The sequence below is a fragment of the Parasphingorhabdus sp. genome (genome assembly GCF_039977335.1).
GTDB lineage: Bacteria > Pseudomonadota > Alphaproteobacteria > Sphingomonadales > Sphingomonadaceae > Parasphingorhabdus.
In genome coordinates this window covers 703,892-721,023 of record NZ_JBDWDI010000001.1, presented here as the reverse complement: position 1 = coordinate 721,023, position 17,132 = coordinate 703,892, and the positions used below count along the sequence as shown (strand labels likewise).

General features: G+C 53.1%; 18 protein-coding genes. 7 read left to right on the top strand and 11 right to left on the bottom strand.

What is annotated here, in order from left to right; all coding sequences use genetic code 11:
- The first annotated feature begins 4 nt into the window (after positions 1-4).
- Positions 5-2,161 (top strand): hypothetical protein, encoded by a 2,157-nt coding sequence (locus ABJM21_RS03410; protein ID WP_348302802.1) that lies wholly within the window; start codon positions 5-7, stop codon positions 2,159-2,161.
- 1 nt (position 2,162) lies between these two features.
- Entirely contained in the window at positions 2,163-6,290 is a 4,128-nt protein-coding gene (locus ABJM21_RS03405) for a hypothetical protein (RefSeq protein WP_348302803.1), read from the top strand.
- A gap of 146 nt (positions 6,291-6,436) precedes the next feature.
- On the opposite strand, the gene ABJM21_RS03400 is transcribed toward ABJM21_RS03405, so the two are convergent.
- On the bottom strand, positions 6,437-6,859 hold the full coding sequence (locus tag ABJM21_RS03400) for a glycine zipper 2TM domain-containing protein (RefSeq protein WP_348376545.1): 423 nt from the start codon (positions 6,857-6,859) through the stop codon (positions 6,437-6,439).
- A 264-nt stretch (positions 6,860-7,123) separates the two neighbouring features.
- On the opposite strand from ABJM21_RS03400, the gene ABJM21_RS03395 reads away from it, so the two are divergent.
- Positions 7,124-7,900 carry an SDR family NAD(P)-dependent oxidoreductase gene (locus tag ABJM21_RS03395; RefSeq protein WP_348302805.1) on the top strand — a complete coding sequence of 259 codons (777 nt, stop codon included), beginning with the start codon at positions 7,124-7,126 and terminating at the stop codon, positions 7,898-7,900.
- Between the two features lie 27 nt (positions 7,901-7,927).
- On the top strand, positions 7,928-8,323 hold the full coding sequence (locus tag ABJM21_RS03390) for a hypothetical protein (RefSeq protein WP_348302806.1): 396 nt from the start codon (positions 7,928-7,930) through the stop codon (positions 8,321-8,323).
- A gap of 18 nt (positions 8,324-8,341) precedes the next feature.
- Here the strand turns inward: ABJM21_RS03390 and ABJM21_RS03385 are convergent, their stop codons facing one another.
- Positions 8,342-8,569: a hypothetical protein gene (locus tag ABJM21_RS03385; RefSeq protein WP_348302807.1), complete on the bottom strand. Its 228-nt coding sequence runs from the start codon at positions 8,567-8,569 to the stop codon at positions 8,342-8,344.
- A 260-nt stretch (positions 8,570-8,829) separates the two neighbouring features.
- Here ABJM21_RS03385 and ABJM21_RS03380 point away from each other — a divergent pair, with 260 nt between their 5' ends.
- Positions 8,830-8,952 carry a hypothetical protein gene (locus ABJM21_RS03380; RefSeq protein WP_259371339.1) on the top strand — a complete coding sequence of 41 codons (123 nt, stop codon included), beginning with the start codon at positions 8,830-8,832 and terminating at the stop codon, positions 8,950-8,952.
- Positions 8,953-9,104: 152 nt separating this feature from the next.
- On the opposite strand, the gene ABJM21_RS03375 is transcribed toward ABJM21_RS03380, so the two are convergent.
- The 7 genes from ABJM21_RS03375 to ABJM21_RS03345 form a co-directional block, all read right to left on the bottom strand.
- Complete coding sequence (locus ABJM21_RS03375) at positions 9,105-9,236, bottom strand: hypothetical protein (protein ID WP_348371375.1); 132 nt, start codon at positions 9,234-9,236, stop codon at positions 9,105-9,107.
- Between the two features lie 141 nt (positions 9,237-9,377).
- A complete protein-coding gene (locus tag ABJM21_RS03370; protein ID WP_348302809.1) occupies positions 9,378-9,770 on the bottom strand; it encodes a glycine zipper 2TM domain-containing protein in 393 nt (130 codons plus the stop codon).
- Between the two features lie 68 nt (positions 9,771-9,838).
- Positions 9,839-10,483: a hypothetical protein gene (locus tag ABJM21_RS03365; protein WP_348302810.1), complete on the bottom strand. Its 645-nt coding sequence runs from the start codon at positions 10,481-10,483 to the stop codon at positions 9,839-9,841.
- Positions 10,484-11,026: 543 nt separating this feature from the next.
- Positions 11,027-11,527 (bottom strand): nuclear transport factor 2 family protein, encoded by a 501-nt coding sequence (locus tag ABJM21_RS03360; protein WP_348302811.1) that lies wholly within the window; start codon positions 11,525-11,527, stop codon positions 11,027-11,029.
- Between the two features lie 110 nt (positions 11,528-11,637).
- Complete coding sequence (locus ABJM21_RS03355; RefSeq protein WP_348302812.1) at positions 11,638-12,693, bottom strand: VacJ family lipoprotein; 1,056 nt, start codon at positions 12,691-12,693, stop codon at positions 11,638-11,640.
- A 150-nt stretch (positions 12,694-12,843) separates the two neighbouring features.
- Complete coding sequence (locus tag ABJM21_RS03350; protein WP_348382200.1) at positions 12,844-13,257, bottom strand: hypothetical protein; 414 nt, start codon at positions 13,255-13,257, stop codon at positions 12,844-12,846.
- Positions 13,258-13,304: 47 nt separating this feature from the next.
- Positions 13,305-13,829, bottom strand: coding sequence for a hypothetical protein (locus ABJM21_RS03345; protein ID WP_348302814.1), 525 nt, complete (start codon positions 13,827-13,829; stop codon positions 13,305-13,307).
- 53 nt (positions 13,830-13,882) lie between these two features.
- Here ABJM21_RS03345 and ABJM21_RS03340 point away from each other — a divergent pair, with 53 nt between their 5' ends.
- The gene (locus ABJM21_RS03340; RefSeq protein ID WP_348302815.1) at positions 13,883-14,455 is read left to right on the top strand and encodes a thermonuclease family protein; all 573 of its coding nucleotides are present in this window, start codon (positions 13,883-13,885) and stop codon (positions 14,453-14,455) included.
- Entirely contained in the window at positions 14,425-14,790 is a 366-nt protein-coding gene (locus tag ABJM21_RS03335) for an HNH endonuclease signature motif containing protein (protein ID WP_348302816.1), read from the top strand. Before ABJM21_RS03340 ends, ABJM21_RS03335 begins: the two co-directional genes overlap by 31 nt.
- A gap of 202 nt (positions 14,791-14,992) precedes the next feature.
- Here ABJM21_RS03335 and ABJM21_RS03330 read toward each other — a convergent pair whose 3' ends face one another.
- Together ABJM21_RS03330 and ABJM21_RS03325 are read right to left on the bottom strand one after the other, a co-directional pair.
- Positions 14,993-16,057: a RelA/SpoT domain-containing protein gene (locus ABJM21_RS03330; protein ID WP_348302817.1), complete on the bottom strand. Its 1,065-nt coding sequence runs from the start codon at positions 16,055-16,057 to the stop codon at positions 14,993-14,995.
- A 4-nt stretch (positions 16,058-16,061) separates the two neighbouring features.
- Positions 16,062-17,120, bottom strand: coding sequence for a ribonucleotide-diphosphate reductase subunit beta (locus ABJM21_RS03325; protein WP_348302818.1), 1,059 nt, complete (start codon positions 17,118-17,120; stop codon positions 16,062-16,064).
- Between the last annotated feature and the right edge of the window lie 12 nt (positions 17,121-17,132).

Genomic DNA, 17,132 nt, shown 5'->3' with positions numbered 1-17,132 from the left:
GCAAGTGTCCGCTGCTTCTTCCTCTCTTATGCCGATTATGGCAGTAATGTCTGGCCAGACAGAACAGCTCGAAGCGCAGCGCGCAACTGTCGAAGAAATGGAAAGCTCGCTGACTGCGTTGCTGGCTGGCGAGCAATTTGATTGGATGCGCGTAGAAAATTCGGATTTTGATCTGACGCATCTCGATGGCAGTGCGGGCGCATTGGCGATTGGCAACGACGCGTTGGCCGTGGGCATAGGCGCTGAAACCTCAGCGATAGGCGGTCCTGAACCCGAAGAAGAAGCTACGATCACCGCATCACAGCCACCAGTTGCAAGCAGCGATATAGCTGCACCGTCGGCGGCAGAGCCTGAACAGCTGGAAATGGATTTTGACGGCTTGGAGGCCGATGAAGCCTTGATAGATGGTCGCCGCCGTCCCGGTGTACCTAGGGAACTACCCGACCGCGTTACTCAGAATAACCCCGGTGCGATCAGCGCACCGCCGCCTGAAGCCTTTCCAACTGATGAATTCCCGGTCCCGGATCGGTGGCGGATATTGCAGACGTTATGCCCGCAAAAAGGCGGGGATCAGTCGATCTACAAAGTTTTTGGTGCGCTGAAGAATAACTGCAGCAATACGTCCAATCCCTACGCACAAAATGTGCTCAAGGGCGACAAGCCGATTCCGGCCGACAAGAAACCGTCTTTTCTGAAAGGCGATGACTGGTTCTTTGTCGTCAACGCGATTTCAGACACGGTGATTGAACCGCGCAGTTTTCCTATCCCTGTGGGTGTGCAGACCACTGAACGTCCTGGCAGTATAGACGTTTTCGGGCGTTCCGGTTCGGAAGTTTATGCGCAGACTTTCATCACCGGCGTTGCACTGATCAAGGGATCAACTGCTTACAAACCCCCTGATGTCGAGTACCGGCTCACGCTGGCCACGCAAATCAATCATGTTAACGTGCCGGAACGCCGGGTGCTTTTTGTCGAACCGTCCAAAACATCCAACCGGACAGACTATTTTGTCGGCGTGCAGGAAGCATTTTTCGATTATCATATCCGCAACACTTCTGCGCGCTATGACTTTGACAGTTTCCGTATCGGTATTCAGCCGATGCAGGCCGATTTCCGAGGATTCCTGTTTCAGGATAACCAGCTCGGTTTCCGCCTGTTTGGTACTCGCGACAATAACCGGGTTCAATATAATCTCGGCGCCTTTGTACAGCTGGAAAAAGACACGAATAGCGGCCTCAACGACATTTTGCAGACACCGCGCGAAAGTTACATATTCTTTGCTAATCTCTATCGTCAGGATTTGCCCTTTGTCGGCCTGACCAGTCAGTTCAGTGTTACCTACAATATGAACCGCGAGAAGAGCGATATCGAGATTGACGATAACGGCTTTCCGGTTCGTCCAGCCCTGATCGGTGATTTACGCGGCCGGGCCTATGATGTGGTCTATCCCGGCTATGCCGTGGATGGTCGTATCGGGCGGATTAACGTTACCGGCCAGATTTACGGGGCTTTTGGTGAAGACCGCAACAGCATCTTCACCAGCGAACCGGCCAAGATTGCCGCCTATTTTGCCGCTGCCGAGGCCAGCTATGATGTCGACTTCTTGCGTTTCCGGGCATCGGGCTTGTTCGCAAGCGGAGACGGCAATCCCTATAATAATACTGAAGCCGGTTTTGACGCGATTTTCGAGAACCCGATTTTTGCCGGTGCTGATACCAGCTACTGGATCCGGCAAACCATTCCCTTTGCCGGTGGCGGACGCGTGATCAGCATCAATGGACGCAACGGTATCCTCAATTCATTGCGATCCTCCAAGGAACAAGGGCAGAGCAATTTCAACAATCCGGGTACGATATTGGCCGGTGTTGGTGTCGATGCCGACCTGACGCCTGATTTCCGTTTGTCAGCCAATGCCAATCATTTGTGGTTCCACAAGACCGAGAGCCTTGAGGCTTTACGTGTTGAAGGATCGATACCCAAGGATATCGGCTGGGACTTGTCAGCAGCTGCGATTTACCGCCCCAAAGCCACCCAGAATATCGTGTTCCGCTTGTCGGGTGCAGCCCTACTTCCCGGGAAGGGTTTCAAGGATTTGTTCGACCAGACCGACAAACGCGATTTCCACTATTCCATTCTCTTTAACGCAATATTGGCTTTCTGATATGTGGTTCTTCAATCTCCTTTCCAGATATAAGCGCCCTCTTGTCGCAGGACTCGGAATCGCTGGACTAAGCATTGCCGCCACGCCGGCATTGCTTGCAGCGGGGAAAGAAAAACCTCAAAAAATAGATTATACGTTCACACCACCTGCCCCGCAGAACCAGACATGGGATGCGGCCAATGTGAAAAGCACCGGCTGTGTTTCCTGTCATACCGACAGCGATCAAAAAACCATGCATGAGACACCAGCGGTAGTGCTAGGCTGTGTCGATTGTCATGGCGGCGATGCTAGCGTTACTGGCGACAATACATGGGGCAAGAAAAGCCCGCAATATATGTATGCGCTGAAAAAAGCGCATGTCCTCCCCAAATATCCGGAAAGCTGGCACTGGCCTTCGTCTGCCAATCCGAAGCGCAGCTACACATTGCTGAACAAGGAATCCCCTGAATTTGTCCGCTTCGTCAACCCGTCTGATTACCGTGTCGCACGGGAATCCTGTGGCGCTTGCCATATGGAGATTATTGAAGCGTCCGAACGATCCCTGATGGCAACCGGTGCCATGCTCTGGGGCGGAGCGGCTTATAACAACGGTATTGTGCCGTTTAAAAATTACATCTTCGGTGAAGCCTATACGCGCAAAGGTCTGCCAGCCACGATCAAATCCCCCGGCAGCCCGCATGGCACTGTAACGGAAGAGCAGAAGAAACGCGGGGCGTTGCCCATTCTTTATCCCCTGCCCACTTGGCACACGATTCCGCCCGGTGATGTTTTTCGCGTGTTTGAACGCGGCGGACGCAATATCAACACGCAATTTCCCGAAATTGGCCTACCCAATATCGGTGGGATCATCCAGCGGCTGGAAGAACCCGGACGCCCTGATCTGAAACAATCCAATCGCGGTCCAGGAACGGGCCTGCGTGTCGCCATTCCCGCTCTCAACATCCACAAAACCCGCCTCAACGACCCGTTTACCTGGTTCATGGGCACCAACGACCAGCCGGGCGATTATCGCCAATCCGGTTGTGCCAGCTGCCATGTTGTCTATGCCAATGACCGCGAACCACGCCACAGCCTGATCTGGGCTAAATATGGCCGCGATGGTCAGACCCAAACTGTCGATCCAACCATCCGCAACCTCAAAGAGGGCGAGCATCGGGTTGGTAAATATGGAACTTATGATGCTTCCTATGGCAAAAAGGACGGCCATGATGATGGACATGGCAATGATCACAGCGGTGACATAGACCCAGCGAAACGAGAAAAAGGCCATCCAATCCAACATGCCTTCACCCGTGCCATTCCAACTGCGCAATGCATGAACTGCCACATGCATCAGCCCAATATCTTCCTGAACAGCTTCCTTGGTTATACGATGTGGGACTATGAGTCCGATGCACCGCTGATGTGGCCCGGACCGAATAATACCACGCCGCGGCCCAAGGGCATGAGCGACGAGGAATATCAGAAAACCTACAAGCAGCAGAAATATCCGGATGCAGAAGAAGTCCGCAAGATACTGGACCGTAACCCCGAGGCCGCTTCTCCCAAAGGCCTGTGGGGCGATCTCGATTTCCTGCGCAATGTCTATGACCTCAACAGCGAGGCCAAGGACACACAATTTGCTGACTATCATGGCCATGGCTGGAATTTCCGAGCCATATTAAAACGCGACCGCGATGGCAATCTGCTCGACGAAGATGGTGATATTGTCGACAATGATGATCCGGAAAAATTCCGCAAAGAGGACGAACCGAAATTTGTGGAACCGGGCATAAACCCAGGTAAATCGGTTCATATGATGAGCATTCATGCCGAAGTTGGTATGCAATGTGCCGATTGCCACTTTGCCCAAGACAGCCACGGCAATGGCCTTATCTACGGCGAAGTCGCCAATGCGGTGGAAATTAATTGTAAGGATTGTCACGGTACCGCCGATGCCTATCCAACACTAATGACCTCTAATCTGGCGGCACGGCCAAAAGGCAATAATTTAAGTCTGTTGCGCAATGCCGATGGTCAACGCCGTTTTGAATGGATGCAGGATACCAATGGCAAACGTGTGTTGATTCAACGGTCTATTGTAGATCCAAAAATCAGCTGGCGCGTCAGCCTGGTCAAAGACAGTGTCGATCGATCGCATCCCGACTTTAACCTGAAATCGGCACGGGCCAAGCTGATGTCGAAAACCGGAGCTGAAACCGGAAAATTCACTTTTGGTAGCGGCGTCGAGCCGGCTGACCGTGCCCATAAAGACGAGAATATGGTGTGCTTTACTTGCCATCTCAGCTGGACAACCAGCTGTGGTGGTTGTCACTTGCCGATTGAGGCTAACTGGCAGACGGAAAGCCACAAATATGAAGGTGGCACGACGCGTAACTATGCAACATATAACCCGCAAGTTGCTCGTGATCAGATGTTCCAGCTGGGCCGTCACCAAACAACCAAAGGCAGCATCATTGCACCCGTACGCTCCACTTCTGCGCTGGTGCTTTCCTCGACCAATATCAACCGCGAGCGTATCTATGTGCAGCAGCCGCCGATTTCGTCGATAGGTTTTTCCAGCCAGGCCTTTGCGCCTCATTTCCCACATACAGTTCGTAAAACCGAAACGAAACAATGTTCCGATTGTCACTTGAGCGGGGCTAACGATAACAATGCGATCATGTCGCAGCTCTTGCTGCAGGGCACGAATTTCGTAAACTTTGTCGGCCTGCACGCATGGGTCGGCATGGATAAAGGCTTTGAAGCCGTCCGCGTTACCGAATGGGACGAGCCGCAAGCGGTCATCGGTTCTTACCTGCAAAAATATGCCTATCCCGACTATTGGAAAATGCATGTCGAAGATAATGGCCGCGAGCTGATCAACTGGGTCCGCGGCGAGCGACTGGATGATGATTTGTCCGGTGAAACCAAGGCTCTCGAAGAATTTGCCAATGTTGTTCAGGGCACTGGCGATAGCGTCCGTTGTTTGCAGCTGCGCGGCGAATATATGTTTGTCGCCGAAGGTAAAGGCGGGTTCCGTGCCTATGATGTTGCCTCCATCGGCAACAAGGGCTTCTCCGAACGCATTGTAAAAGCGCCCTTCTCTTCGTTGGGTCATGACACGCATGTCGACACGAAAAACGCAACCTGCATGGCGCTGTCGACCAACCAGCCAATTGCACCAGAACGCAACACGGCGGAGCTGCGTGAAATTAACGAAGAGCAGGCCTTCCATCCCATCTATAACTATGCTGTCATTACGGACAGCGAAGAAGGCTTGATCCTGGTTGACGTCAACACGCTGGCCGATGGCGAGTTCCGCAATAATTTCTTCAAACGCGCCGTTACCTGGAATGGCGACGGGGTCTTGAACGGCGCCAAGCATATCACGCTGGCCGGTCACTATGCCTATATTACGGCCGCGAGTGGGCTGGTCGTCATTGACCTCAACGATCCACTGAAACCGCGCCATGTTGTTACCATGCCGATGACCGACGCACGGGCTTCTGCACTACAATTCCGGTACATTTGGGTTACGGACGCAGAGGGCGTGAAGCTGTTCGACATCACGGATATGGAAAAACCCGTTGCCGTGGAATCCGGAACAATCCCGCTGAACAACGCCCGCCGCCTCTATCTGGCCCGCACTTACGCTTATATTGCGGCGAAAGATGAAGGCTTGGTCATCGCCAATATCACCAAACCCGAAGCACCGGTTATCTACCGCAAAGAGACTTTCGGCGGCCAGATGAACGATGCGGAAGATGTGATTGTTGGTTCGACCAACGCGACTTTATTTGCCTATGTCGCCGATGGCCGCAATGGCCTGAAAGTTATTCAGCTGACGTCACCGGACAGCCAGCCCAATTATTATGGCTTCTCCCCTCCTCCTATGCCGGAGTTAATTGCCTTTGCCCGCACCCCGAATCCAGTCTTGGCTTTGTCCAAGGGACTGGATCGTGACCGCGCGGTTGATGAAACTGGCGGCCAGATGGCAGTGTTTGGAAGACTAGGCTCCCGTCCATTCAGCCGCAGCGAGATGCAGCGTTTCTACCTTAACAGTCAGGGCAAACCTTATTTTGTGAATGACAAAGCCAATCTGTCCGATTGGGTTGGGCCGATACCGCCTATGCTGGCGCGCCGGTGACTCATCCGATAGACTGAAAAAGAAACGGGGACCGGAGCTTGCGACCACGGTCCCCTTTCCTCGATACGCGACGCGAGGAATGAGAGGCCCTCTGTATTCAAAACGGAATACAGAGGGCTTATCTTTAATATCTATACGGTTTCACTTTAGCAGTTACCGTCAATCGCCCGGCCAGCAAGAGCACCTACTGCACCGCCGATGATCGTACCTTCAGTCTTGTCACCGCGACCGGCGATTTCGTTGCCCAACAGGCCTCCGGCAATCGCACCGATTATCGTACCGCCTGTACCACGATCACAACCACGGCGGCGATCACTGCGATAGCGACGCTTGTCGCGCTTATAACGACGCTTTTCGCGATAGTAGCGACGGTCCCGACGATCATAATAACGATCATCCCGGTAATAGTCGCCGCGACGATAGCTGCGGCGGTCATTGCGAACTTGCTGATAGTAACCATCATTATAACCTTGGTTATATCCACCCCGTGCTTCAGCAGGCGTTGCAAAGGCCATCGCTGAAACAGCAGCGGTAGTTATGGCGAGTGTTCCTAAAACCTTGTTGATCATTGTCTCTACTCCAAAAAGATCTGTCGTGATCCGACTCATTTGATGCCCGACAAGATTGGTTCTAGGCAGCACCGGTTGACCGCTTGCTGAATGTTGGTTTTATCTAAGGTTCATATTCAGGCATGTTTTTATGAACAAAATAACGATTTTGCTTATCTATCAGAGACTTGAGCAACGGTTTATTCGATACCTACTCTTTTAAATCATTGCCGCACCGGCCAGCTATCGATAGCTCTAAATCAAAGAGAGAATTGGGAGAAAGTCATGCAACTCGAAGGAAAAACAGCAGCTATCACGGGCGGCACCGCCGGTATCGGACGCGCTATTGCCGAAGCCTTTCTAGCGGAAGGGGCCAATGTAGCCTTGATGGCACGCAATCCGGAAAAGGGTGCAAAACTTCTCGACGAGTTGGCGGTAGGCGACCGTGCCATATTTATTGCTGGCGACGTCATGCAGCAGGATTCGGTCGAAGGCTTCATCGATCAGACTGTCGAAAAATTTGGAACCGTCGATATATTAGTCAACAATGCTGGTGGCGCCGGTGCCCTTGCTCCACTGGCGGACCTTACCGATGATGCCTTTGACGAGGCAATGAAGTGGAATATCTATTCTACATTCTGGGCGACACGCCGGGCGCTCAAACCAATGATTGCACAAAAATCAGGCCGTGTAATCAATATCAGCTCAACCGAGGGCAAGATGGGCAAGCCGACTTTCGCACCCTACACCATCGCAAAGCATGGTATTAATGGCATGACCAAAGCAGTTGCCCAGGAAGTGGGCACTATGGGAATCACAGTTAATTCTATCTGCCCTGGCCTGGTGTTGACTGACCTAATCCTTGAAAATGGACCGACCACTGCCAAGGGCCTTGGTATGACCTTCGAAGAAATGATCGATATGTTTGCACAGGAAAGCGCGCTTAAGCGGCCCAATACGGTAGAGGAAATCGCGGCGATGGCGTTGCTGCTGGCCTCTGATGCAGGTGCAGGTATTACCGGCGCCATGCTGAGCGTTGACGGGGGCACAGCGCAATATTAGCAATGTGACCATGGCAGGATCACAGGAATGACAATTGGCGCGCTTGAGCTGACTATCGGTGCAACCATTCTTCTGTTGCTTGTAATATGGTGGCTATGGCCTAGCCACAATGGTCCCGATCTTACAAAGCCCCCGAAAGATATGTCGGCTGACAATCATGCCGCGGTGGCTCACTCCGAACCCAAGCCGAAACCCGCTATTGAAATGATGGTCGCTCCGGAAGCAACCACCGGTAAGGTTAGGAACGAAAGTGACTATAGCGAGGAAGAGCTGATGATGCGGGACGTTCGTGCCGCTCTTCATCGCGGCAAGAAGATAGATGCGATAGCGCGAGTGAGGCAGAGCACGGGTATGTCCCTGATGGAGGCCAGTGCCTTTGTCGATAAGATTGAGATGCCCGACGGACATGGTGACAATTTATAGATAGCTAGCCCGCTTAGCTTAGGGCAATGTTTCCTGACGCGTTTTCGCTACCTCTTTCATGCCAGCCCATGGATCAGTGGATTTTTCCCGTCCATCAATTTTGGCCACCGCTCCGTCTTGAGAACCCGATGCCGGCATAACTGGTGGTTCAGCCGCAACACAATAGGCGGTCACCAGCACCATGGCTGACCACCACAGCGCATTATTGCGGCTGGCAAAGACGCGGGTGAGGCGAGGTCCAAACATCTTGGACCTCCTAAACTGCCATTCTTAACATCCCGTAGGCATCGCTCGGATGTACCAATAGGCATTTCGATTCTTTCCAAACCAAATATTGGCATATTTTCCTATTTGTCGGTTTTTACTATTATCGACCAAACTGACTATATGAGTTAAGTATTTGTTTTATATATATTTTCAAAAACTGGCACGCCCTGTGCAGAGCTACAGACATCTTCGCAAACACAACCGCGAGGGACCAAATTAAACCAAGAAGGAATTTTAAAATGTCGAACGTAAATATCCAAAACCAAGTTGTTGCCGCTTTTGCCGCTCTGTTCTCCGCCGCTGTTCTGATCAGCGCTAGTGTCGGCCCAGCTGTTCAAAACACCGCTTCTTTCATCGCTTAATCTCTCAATCAAATTTCAAAGGAAACGCCATCATGACCTCCAATATTCAGAACCAAGTATTCGCCGCCTTCGCCGCTCTATTCTCTGCAGCAGTAATGATTAGCGCCAGTGTTGGCCCAGCTGCCCAAAATGCCGCGTCCCTGATGATCTAATCAGCGGACCGGCACCAAACCCCAAAGGATTTCATCATGCCCCGTAATTTCACTGCCCAAATCACCGCCGCCATCGCCGCCCTTATTTCCTCCGCCCTGTTTGTTGGCGCCAGCATCGTCCCCGCTACGCAAAACGCCGCATCCCTGATTATCTGATCCCCTATCCCCCATCTCCTATCCCTTGCCCCCCAAAAGAAAGCCCGGCCCTGAAGGCAATCAGGACCGGGTTTTTGTTTACCGGATGGGCTCAAGCAAGCGCTATCGCCCAACCCTTTATCGGCAGCGTAATTTTCCGCGATCAATCTCCCGGCCCAAAAGCGCGCCACCGGCAGCGCCCAACACAGTTCCAACCGTCCGGTCCCGACCGCCATCAATCTCCCGGCCAAGCAGCGCCCCGACAGCACCGCCGATGATCAATCCCGTCGTCCCATCTTTGCGCTTGCAACGATAGCGCCCGTCACGGCCACGCCAATAGCGATCCCCGCGCTTTAACCGGCGGGGCTTGTAATAGCGATCGTCATCATCATCGTCCCAATCATCATCGCTAACCCGATAAAAACTGGCAACCGGCCCTCCATCATCGGCATAACCACCCACATCGGCAAATGCCGGTGTAGCGGGCAGGAACAGGGCTGCGGCGGTAAGGCTTATCATCGTCTTCTTCATTTCAAACTCCCATCGTTACGTCTGATTGTCAGAAATAACGCGAGAAATATGAACGAAACCCAACAGGGCTATTCATCCCCCGCGATTGTCGCCAGCCCGTTGCTTGGTTGCGATAAAACTCGTCGTGGCTTTCCGCGTTGTAGCCGCAACGCAGCGGTTGCCATCAGCAAGGCTCCGAACAGTTCCAATGTCTCCTCGGCAAAGCGCGCGACCTCTATGATATCAATGACCACTGCTATCCCGATGACCGTCAGGGCAGTCAAAATGGCTAACCGCCCATGGTCGGCGCGCAACCATATTATCACCCGTGCTGCATAGGCGCTGCGATAGGCCAGTGTCACAACAAGTGTGAGCAGGGCAATCGCCAAAATAGCAGCCAGCAACAGCATATCGGCGTTCACCAAAGCACGATAAGCCAGCATCACCAGATCCTGCGCCCCATCCAACTCGCCGCCGCCCGGCATAGCCGGCATTGCAAACCCCAAATGGCGCGCGCCAAAACTGATTTCGCTCAAACAGGCGAGTAGCGCGAGCCCGCAAAAGGCAAACCCAACCAGCGTCCGGTATAACTGCCGCTGCACGCCAATGATTAGCGCGACAAAAAATAATATCGCCGCTGTCATTTCGACAATGCCATCTTCCCGGAAAAAAGGGCCATGGCGAAAATCCGCAGACCAAAAGGCGAGTGCCAAAACTGCCAACCCGGCAACCATATAAACTGCTAACTCGTATCTCAACGCAAACATCCGGACAGTTTCATGACAGTTTTGTGAAAAGTAAACGGCCGGTGGCGTCAATTTCCGGGAACTGCCGTGAACCAAAACCAGCTTGGCTGATTCGAAATAGGTACACGCGATGTTAGACAGGCAAGCTTCGTGTAGGAAAGTGATATTGAGGATCAGGCGAGCGCCCTGCCCAACCTATGGACTGTAATATCGCCCATCACGGTAATCCCCTTGCTACAACCAGCTCTATTCCCGTTGTTCTCTCAACTCTTCTGCGATCGTGGCGTAGATTAGCCCCAAGCCGAAGAAGCCCATCATCCCGATAAAGAGTAGCACTGGCCATTGTGTCATGTGATCTGTCAACCTGCATTCCATCTTCCATGAATGCGCAAAATGTCAGCAATTTCTGTGTGCCGCCTTGATCTCGATCAAAGCCATCATGCAAGTGACCCTGGTCAGCGGAGACAGCCTTTATCGGGCCGATCTCCGCCTTCCCCTCCCAAGGACCAAAACCATATTACCCCCGCCAGGCTACATACCTTCATGGTCATAGCTAATGACCCGTGTGATCTGCCAGCCGGCGCTATTACCTGCCGTGCGTTGCCACATATGCATGAATACGCCTTTCTCGCGAGCGATGCTGGAGCCGTCGGGCATGACCTGATGAAATTCATGCCGGCCATGCTGCATCGCGCCATAATCACCGATCATATGTGTGGTCATGCTATCAGCGACCAGCACACGTTTGCCGCCGCCGCACTCTTTCTTTACATCCGCGATAAAGCCCGCGCTGCTGGTATAGGATAGTCCATCGCGGTCATGATAAAATTCGAGATCATCGGCCAGCAAGTCTTCCAGAACCGCCATGTCACAATCCTCAAACGCCGCCTTGAACAGCCGCCCATCGAGTGCCTGAAGATCGGCGGCCACCGATTCTTGTGTCTCTGCGGGTTTGGTTTCTGCATTGGCCCCGGCAGAAAGCGCGCCGGTGGCAAGAACGGCGGTCGAGAGAATCTTTTGTGTGCGCGTCATAAATCGGTCCCCGTGGAAATGCAGGACCACAACGGCCATGCTGTATTATTGATGCATAACACCAATACAGCATGGATCAAATGATTTTCCGGCGATGCTTGCCTATCGCCCTATTCCTCAGGCTCCTTACCGCGCAGCGCGTCAATTTCCGCTTGCCGTTGTTGCAGATATAATTCCCGCGTCGCGGTATAGGGATCATTGCTTTCCCGCAGCGCCCTTAACTGCTCATCCTGTTCGGCGCGAAAGTCGAGCGACGTGATGATCCCGGCGGGTAGCGTATAGACAAGCTGGTTAAACGGCTTGCCGACCGCAACCGGCAGCACCGACAGATCCACAACGCGGCCAAATAAATCACGCACAGTCGTCGGCCCGATCAGCGGTAGAAACAGAAATGGCCCCGGCTCGACACCATAATAGCCCAGCGTATTGGCAAAACCATTTTGACGTTTGGGCAGATTAAATGGCGGCCTTTTCGCAACATCCACCAACCCGCCAATTCCGATGGTCGAATTAATGGTGAACCGGCCCAGCGTCTCGATCGCCTTGCCGGGCTTGAGCTGCAACAGATAGTTGAGGAACACAATCGGCTCGCCAAGATTGCTGAGAAAATTGGAAAGGCCGCTGCGTACCGGCCCCGGCACGGTATCTTCATAAGCCAGCGCAACCGGGCCAACCACCGCTTCGTCGACATTCTGAATGGTGCTGAATGTATCCGCGTTCAGTCCTTGCAACGGATCACTCTTGGGCGGGCGCGGACGGGCGGTGACGACAATTTCATTGCCATCTGCCTGATCAGTCGCCGCCTCATCGAGTGCCGCAGGATCAACCGGCAAGAGCGGATCATCCAGCACAGGCGGGGCAGAATCTGTCTCCAAAGGCACCGGCTCCAGCGGCACCGGCCATGGTGCGGGCGCGGGCGGTGCAGACGGTTCCGCCTGCGCCGCTTCTCCCGGCGCGATGGCGAGAGCGCCAAATAGCTGTGCCTGCGCCGATAGCGACGCTATTGAAATGGGCGAAATGGGCGACACGGGCGACACGGGCGCGCGCCTATCCTGCACCTCGGCAGTGGCTACATCAATGGGTTGGTCCGCAATGGTCGGCGGGGGTGTGGCGGTTGCCGGTGCGTGCGCCAACGCCATGGCAATCGCAAATTCCGAAAAACTCAATCGTCTAGCCTATCTTTGTTCGGTCCGTTTCCGGAACAGGAAACCCTTCATCAGTCTAGCCCCGAACGGAAAGCGTATAGAAGGATTACGGCCGGGGCAAGATGGCATGTCGGCAACCGGTGCAGAAACAAGGAGCGGCGGAACCGCCCGTCACCCATTCGCATCTCTCTTCGCCCCGATCATTCCCCATGCCAGCAGAAAGAACAGCGCCCACAACCCGTCAATCATGGCGCCATGGAACAGCCCGCCCTCCGCCAAGCGTCCGCTGTTATAGAGCCACAGCGCCGGACCGAAAAAGGCGAGTTTTTCGAGCACCGCCACCAGCATCAGCGGGCGATAGCGCACCGGGTCGATGGCGATCAGGACAAAGACCAATTGAAACACCAGCGCGACGCCATGAAAACCATAGTAAAATTCAGGATGCGTGATCGCTGGCGGCATCGCGGCGTTAAACTGCGCCTCGCCGAACAGACCGAGCAACAGCACCGCTATGCCATAAAGCGCAGCGAGCCCAAAGATAATGCGCGTGGTTTTCATGGCGCCTTTCATAGCATAAAGGGTCACACCAAAGGCCCCTTTTATTTTCTGTGACCTTTCGCCTCTGCGCCCATCTAATCCTCTGTCGGCACTACCCGGTCGAGATGCGACAAGGCGGTCAAAAGCGCAGAATTATCGTCTTTTTTCAGCGTCCCGACATAGCGCCCGCCGCGCAGCACAGGGCGGTAGCGGCCCAGGCGGATGCGCTGAAACAACCCTTCTAGTGTGACCTTTGCCCGGGGCATATTCGGCGCGCCCAAAATCTCGTCCCACGCGGCGGTAAATTCCGCCGCCCCCGGCTTGCGGCGCAGCCGGTAGGCGCTCTCCCGGCTCATCCCCACCCGCTCCGCCGCCCGTTTGACGCAGCGCGTTTCGGCGAGATGGCCAATAAACTCCGCCTGTTTAAGCGGCGTCCACCCATCCCGCCGCACACGCAGCTCGGCAGGGGTGAAGGCGGGGATGCGCGATATGCGGCGGTTCTGCACCGCCGCGCTGCGCGGATCGGGTTTGGGGGAATGGTTGTTTTTCATGCGCAGGATTAAGGCATAAAGCGGGATATGTAGGAAAGCGGTTTTTGGAGCTGTTGGGAATATGGCCACCGTAGAAATGCTGTTTTAGCCTTTCCTAAACCTCCTTCCGGTAATTTTTCCGGATGAGCAGGAGCAACGTCAAGCCCTTCCCCCCGGCTCGCCAACGCGAGGCGTTGAGACGTGCCAAGCGTAAACCGAGAAACCCCTGGCCATCGGAAAAGCCGAAACCCTCTCTCAGCTGGCCTGCTTTTACGATTATCACATTGGCCGCCTGCACTGCCTTATTCGCTGCCATCTGGTTCAGTGGTGGGCCGCCTAGCTCGCAAAGCGCTGTGATTGATCCGCATCGTGCCAGCTTTGGCATTTGCTTCGGTTCAGTTCGCACCAATTGCGTGGTCGATGGCGATACATTCTGGTTTGAAGGACGCAAGATCCGCATCGCCGATATCAACACGCCGGAAATATCCAACCCCGGGTGCGCGTCTGAAAAGCGATTGGGTGAACGTGCCAAAATGCGGCTGCTGGCATTGCTGAATGAAGGCAATTTCGATCTGAAGGGCGATATGTTCAACGACACGGACCAATATGGCCGCGCCCTGCGCGTAGTCTCCCGCTCTGGTAAGAGCCTTGGCGCACAGCTGGTTGACGAAGGACTGGCAGAGGAATGGCAGGGCTATCGCCGGGGCTGGTGCTGATGGCTGCGACGGCGAAATGGCGATATTATCCCGGGCAGTCTTGGTTCTTCCAGCGCAAGGCCAAACAGTCGAAGCGGAAGACCCTGCGCAAACGGGATGGAGATGATTGCTGGTATTGCGGCAACGTGATGCGCTTTGGCGGCATACCCAATACCCGAAAATCAGCGACGATTGAGCATCTACAACCGCTGACCAAGGGTGGCACTTGGGCGCTCGACAATCTCGCACTGTGCCATAGTAGCTGTAACGGCCATCTCAAAGATTTCGACCGCACCCACAAGGAAATGATGCGGGACAACATGGCGGCTGGACGGAAAAAGAACGAAACACCGTGATATCGGGTTTGTTGGAATTGATACGCTGCAGTGAATAGCTTCCTTAACGGCCATACTCGCTTTAAACTTGCTTCGGTATCCCAACGCTCCGGTCGCTATGATGGAGCGGAGCGGGATGATTATTGGCGGTGATGGTGGGTGGTGGTTTGATACTTGTGTATCTAGAAAACTGTCACTGTAATTCGAATTGCGTTTTTGCAATCTATAGTGACAATTCCAAGTGATCCTGGGATGGCAAGTTAGATTCTGCTTCCTTAATCAAATGCAGAAACTCCACCGTATCCGCAAAATAGTTTCGGTAAGCAGACCTCATACTTTCTTCAGCATCTGCCTTAACCAAAACTAAATCAGCCTTTCCAGCTAGTTCCTTTTCTAGGCGGTCGTAATCCTTAATCCCGGAATTCATAGAGTCGTATGATAGAACTTGAATCTCGGAACCCTGCGCGTCTTTCTCAAGATTAAAAATCAAAATGGATGTCTTTGAAAATTTCTCATCTTCAATTCGCGCGTTTACACGCTCGAAGATATCGACGATATGCGTATCGTTATTTAGGCGACGATATTCATCTACTAATTCTACGTTGGTCAAACCCGGCAATACTGCTGTAACACTGTCCACACTGCGCGACAGCATTTCGCTACAAACCTTAAAAAAGTCCACGAAAGACTGACTGCCTTTTTTAAATTTTGGATTATTTGCAGTAAGCAAGCCCGCAGTCTCAACAGCGGTAGCCCAAATGTGTTGCGTTATAGTTCTATATTGAACTTCAACACGCATTCCATTCCAAGGCTGATTTTCACTCGCATGTCCTTTTCGAGGTTCAACATTATAGTTATATATTTGATGAAGGCCTCTATACCCATCCTCTTTGGGTTCTAGTATATAGTCTCGCTCGTATGCGAGCTTATGGGCAAAGCTACCCTTATCCATCAGGCCTTTAAAGCTATAAAGATCGTCTTTCTGACCAAAAATCAACCGACAACCTGCAATATCCTGCATCTGCGATAATCGAACAGTCATATTCGGATCTCTAGACAACTTGTCGATTATAGTTGGACGCCGCTTCAACCGTTGCACAACCAAACAGTCAATTTTTCGAGCTCTGTTGTATAGGATTTGCTTAAATGTGTTCAGAATCTGCGCGTGAGATGCCCTCCAGTTCTCAACTATTTCAACATCATCGTCACCAAAATTGCCATTTGCGACATTGGATCCAGCTTTATCGACGCGCGTTTTCGAATAGTCTGGTTGGGCATAGAACGTCACTCAATCACTCCGCAGCAACTCCCGCCGCTTCAAACATATCTTCGCCATCGTCATCATTATCGGTTTCTTCGATACCGATAATCTTGCCGCCTTTGCGCTGGTCAAAGCTGCTCCAGACTTCGTTCCAGTCGCCTTTGGTGGCGCCTTTGGAATATTCGGTCGCGCGGGTTTCGAAGAAGTTGGCATGCTCGACACCGTTAAGCAGCGGAGCGAGCCAAGGCAGCGGGTGGTCTTCGATCATGTAGATCGGTTGGAAGCCCAGCTGACCCAGACGCCAGTCGGCGATGTAGCGGATATAGCGCTTAATCTCTTTCGCGGTCATGCCGGTTACCGGACCGTCGCTAAACGCCAGATCGATAAACGCATCTTCCAGCCGCACAGTTTTCTGGCAGCAGTCGATAATCTCTTCTTTGACATTCTTGGTCAGGCAATCGCGTTCCTGCACAAATGTGTGGAACATTTTGACAATGCCTTCGCAGTGGAGCGATTCATCGCGCACCGACCAGGACACAATCTGCCCCATGCCCTTCATCTTGTTGAAGCGCGGGAAGTTCATCAGCATCGCGAAGCTGGCAAACAGCTGCAAGCCTTCGGTAAAGCCGCCGAACATCGCCAGCGTCTTGGCAATATCTTCGTCGGTGTCGACGCCGAATGTGCCCATATAGTCATGCTTGTCCTTCATCTCCTCATATTCGAGGAACATGCTATATTCGCTTTCCGGCATGCCGATCGTGTCGAGCAGATGCGAATAAGCGGCGATGTGGACGGTTTCCATGTTGGAAAACGCGGTGAGCATCATCTTGACTTCGGTCGGTTTGAACACCCGGCCATATTTGTCGTGATAGCAATCCTGCACCTCAACATCCGCCTGGGTGAAGAAACGGAAAATCTGCGTGAGCAGGTTGCGCTCATGATCGGTCAGTTTCTGCGCCCAATCGCGGCAATCTTCACCCAATGGCACTTCTTCCGGCATCCAGTGAATCTGCTGCTGCCGCTTCCAGAAGTCATAGGCCCATGGATATTCAAAGGGCTTATAGGTTTTGCGTGCTTCCAAAAGTGACATTTTTACTCGTTC

What these genes read in the sequence shown, in the direction of transcription:
- ABJM21_RS03405 (WP_348302803.1), top strand. Translation starts at nt 2,163, where the DNA reads ATGTGGTTCTTCAATCTCCTTTCCAGATATAAGCGCCCTCTTGTCGCA.
- ABJM21_RS03400 (WP_348376545.1), bottom strand. Translation starts at nt 6,859, where the DNA reads ATGATCAACAAGGTTTTAGGAACACTCGCCATAACTACCGCTGCTGTT.
- ABJM21_RS03395 (WP_348302805.1), top strand. Translation starts at nt 7,124, where the DNA reads ATGCAACTCGAAGGAAAAACAGCAGCTATCACGGGCGGCACCGCCGGT.
- ABJM21_RS03390 (WP_348302806.1), top strand. Translation starts at nt 7,928, where the DNA reads ATGACAATTGGCGCGCTTGAGCTGACTATCGGTGCAACCATTCTTCTG.
- ABJM21_RS03385 (WP_348302807.1), bottom strand. Translation starts at nt 8,569, where the DNA reads ATGTTTGGACCTCGCCTCACCCGCGTCTTTGCCAGCCGCAATAATGCG.
- ABJM21_RS03380 (WP_259371339.1), top strand. Translation starts at nt 8,830, where the DNA reads ATGTCGAACGTAAATATCCAAAACCAAGTTGTTGCCGCTTTTGCCGCT.
- ABJM21_RS03370 (WP_348302809.1), bottom strand. Translation starts at nt 9,770, where the DNA reads ATGAAGAAGACGATGATAAGCCTTACCGCCGCAGCCCTGTTCCTGCCC.
- ABJM21_RS03365 (WP_348302810.1), bottom strand. Translation starts at nt 10,483, where the DNA reads ATGGTTGCCGGGTTGGCAGTTTTGGCACTCGCCTTTTGGTCTGCGGAT.
- ABJM21_RS03360 (WP_348302811.1), bottom strand. Translation starts at nt 11,527, where the DNA reads ATGACGCGCACACAAAAGATTCTCTCGACCGCCGTTCTTGCCACCGGC.
- ABJM21_RS03340 (WP_348302815.1), top strand. Translation starts at nt 13,883, where the DNA reads ATGAGCAGGAGCAACGTCAAGCCCTTCCCCCCGGCTCGCCAACGCGAG.
- ABJM21_RS03335 (WP_348302816.1), top strand. Translation starts at nt 14,425, where the DNA reads ATGGCAGGGCTATCGCCGGGGCTGGTGCTGATGGCTGCGACGGCGAAA.
- ABJM21_RS03325 (WP_348302818.1), bottom strand. Translation starts at nt 17,120, where the DNA reads ATGTCACTTTTGGAAGCACGCAAAACCTATAAGCCCTTTGAATATCCA.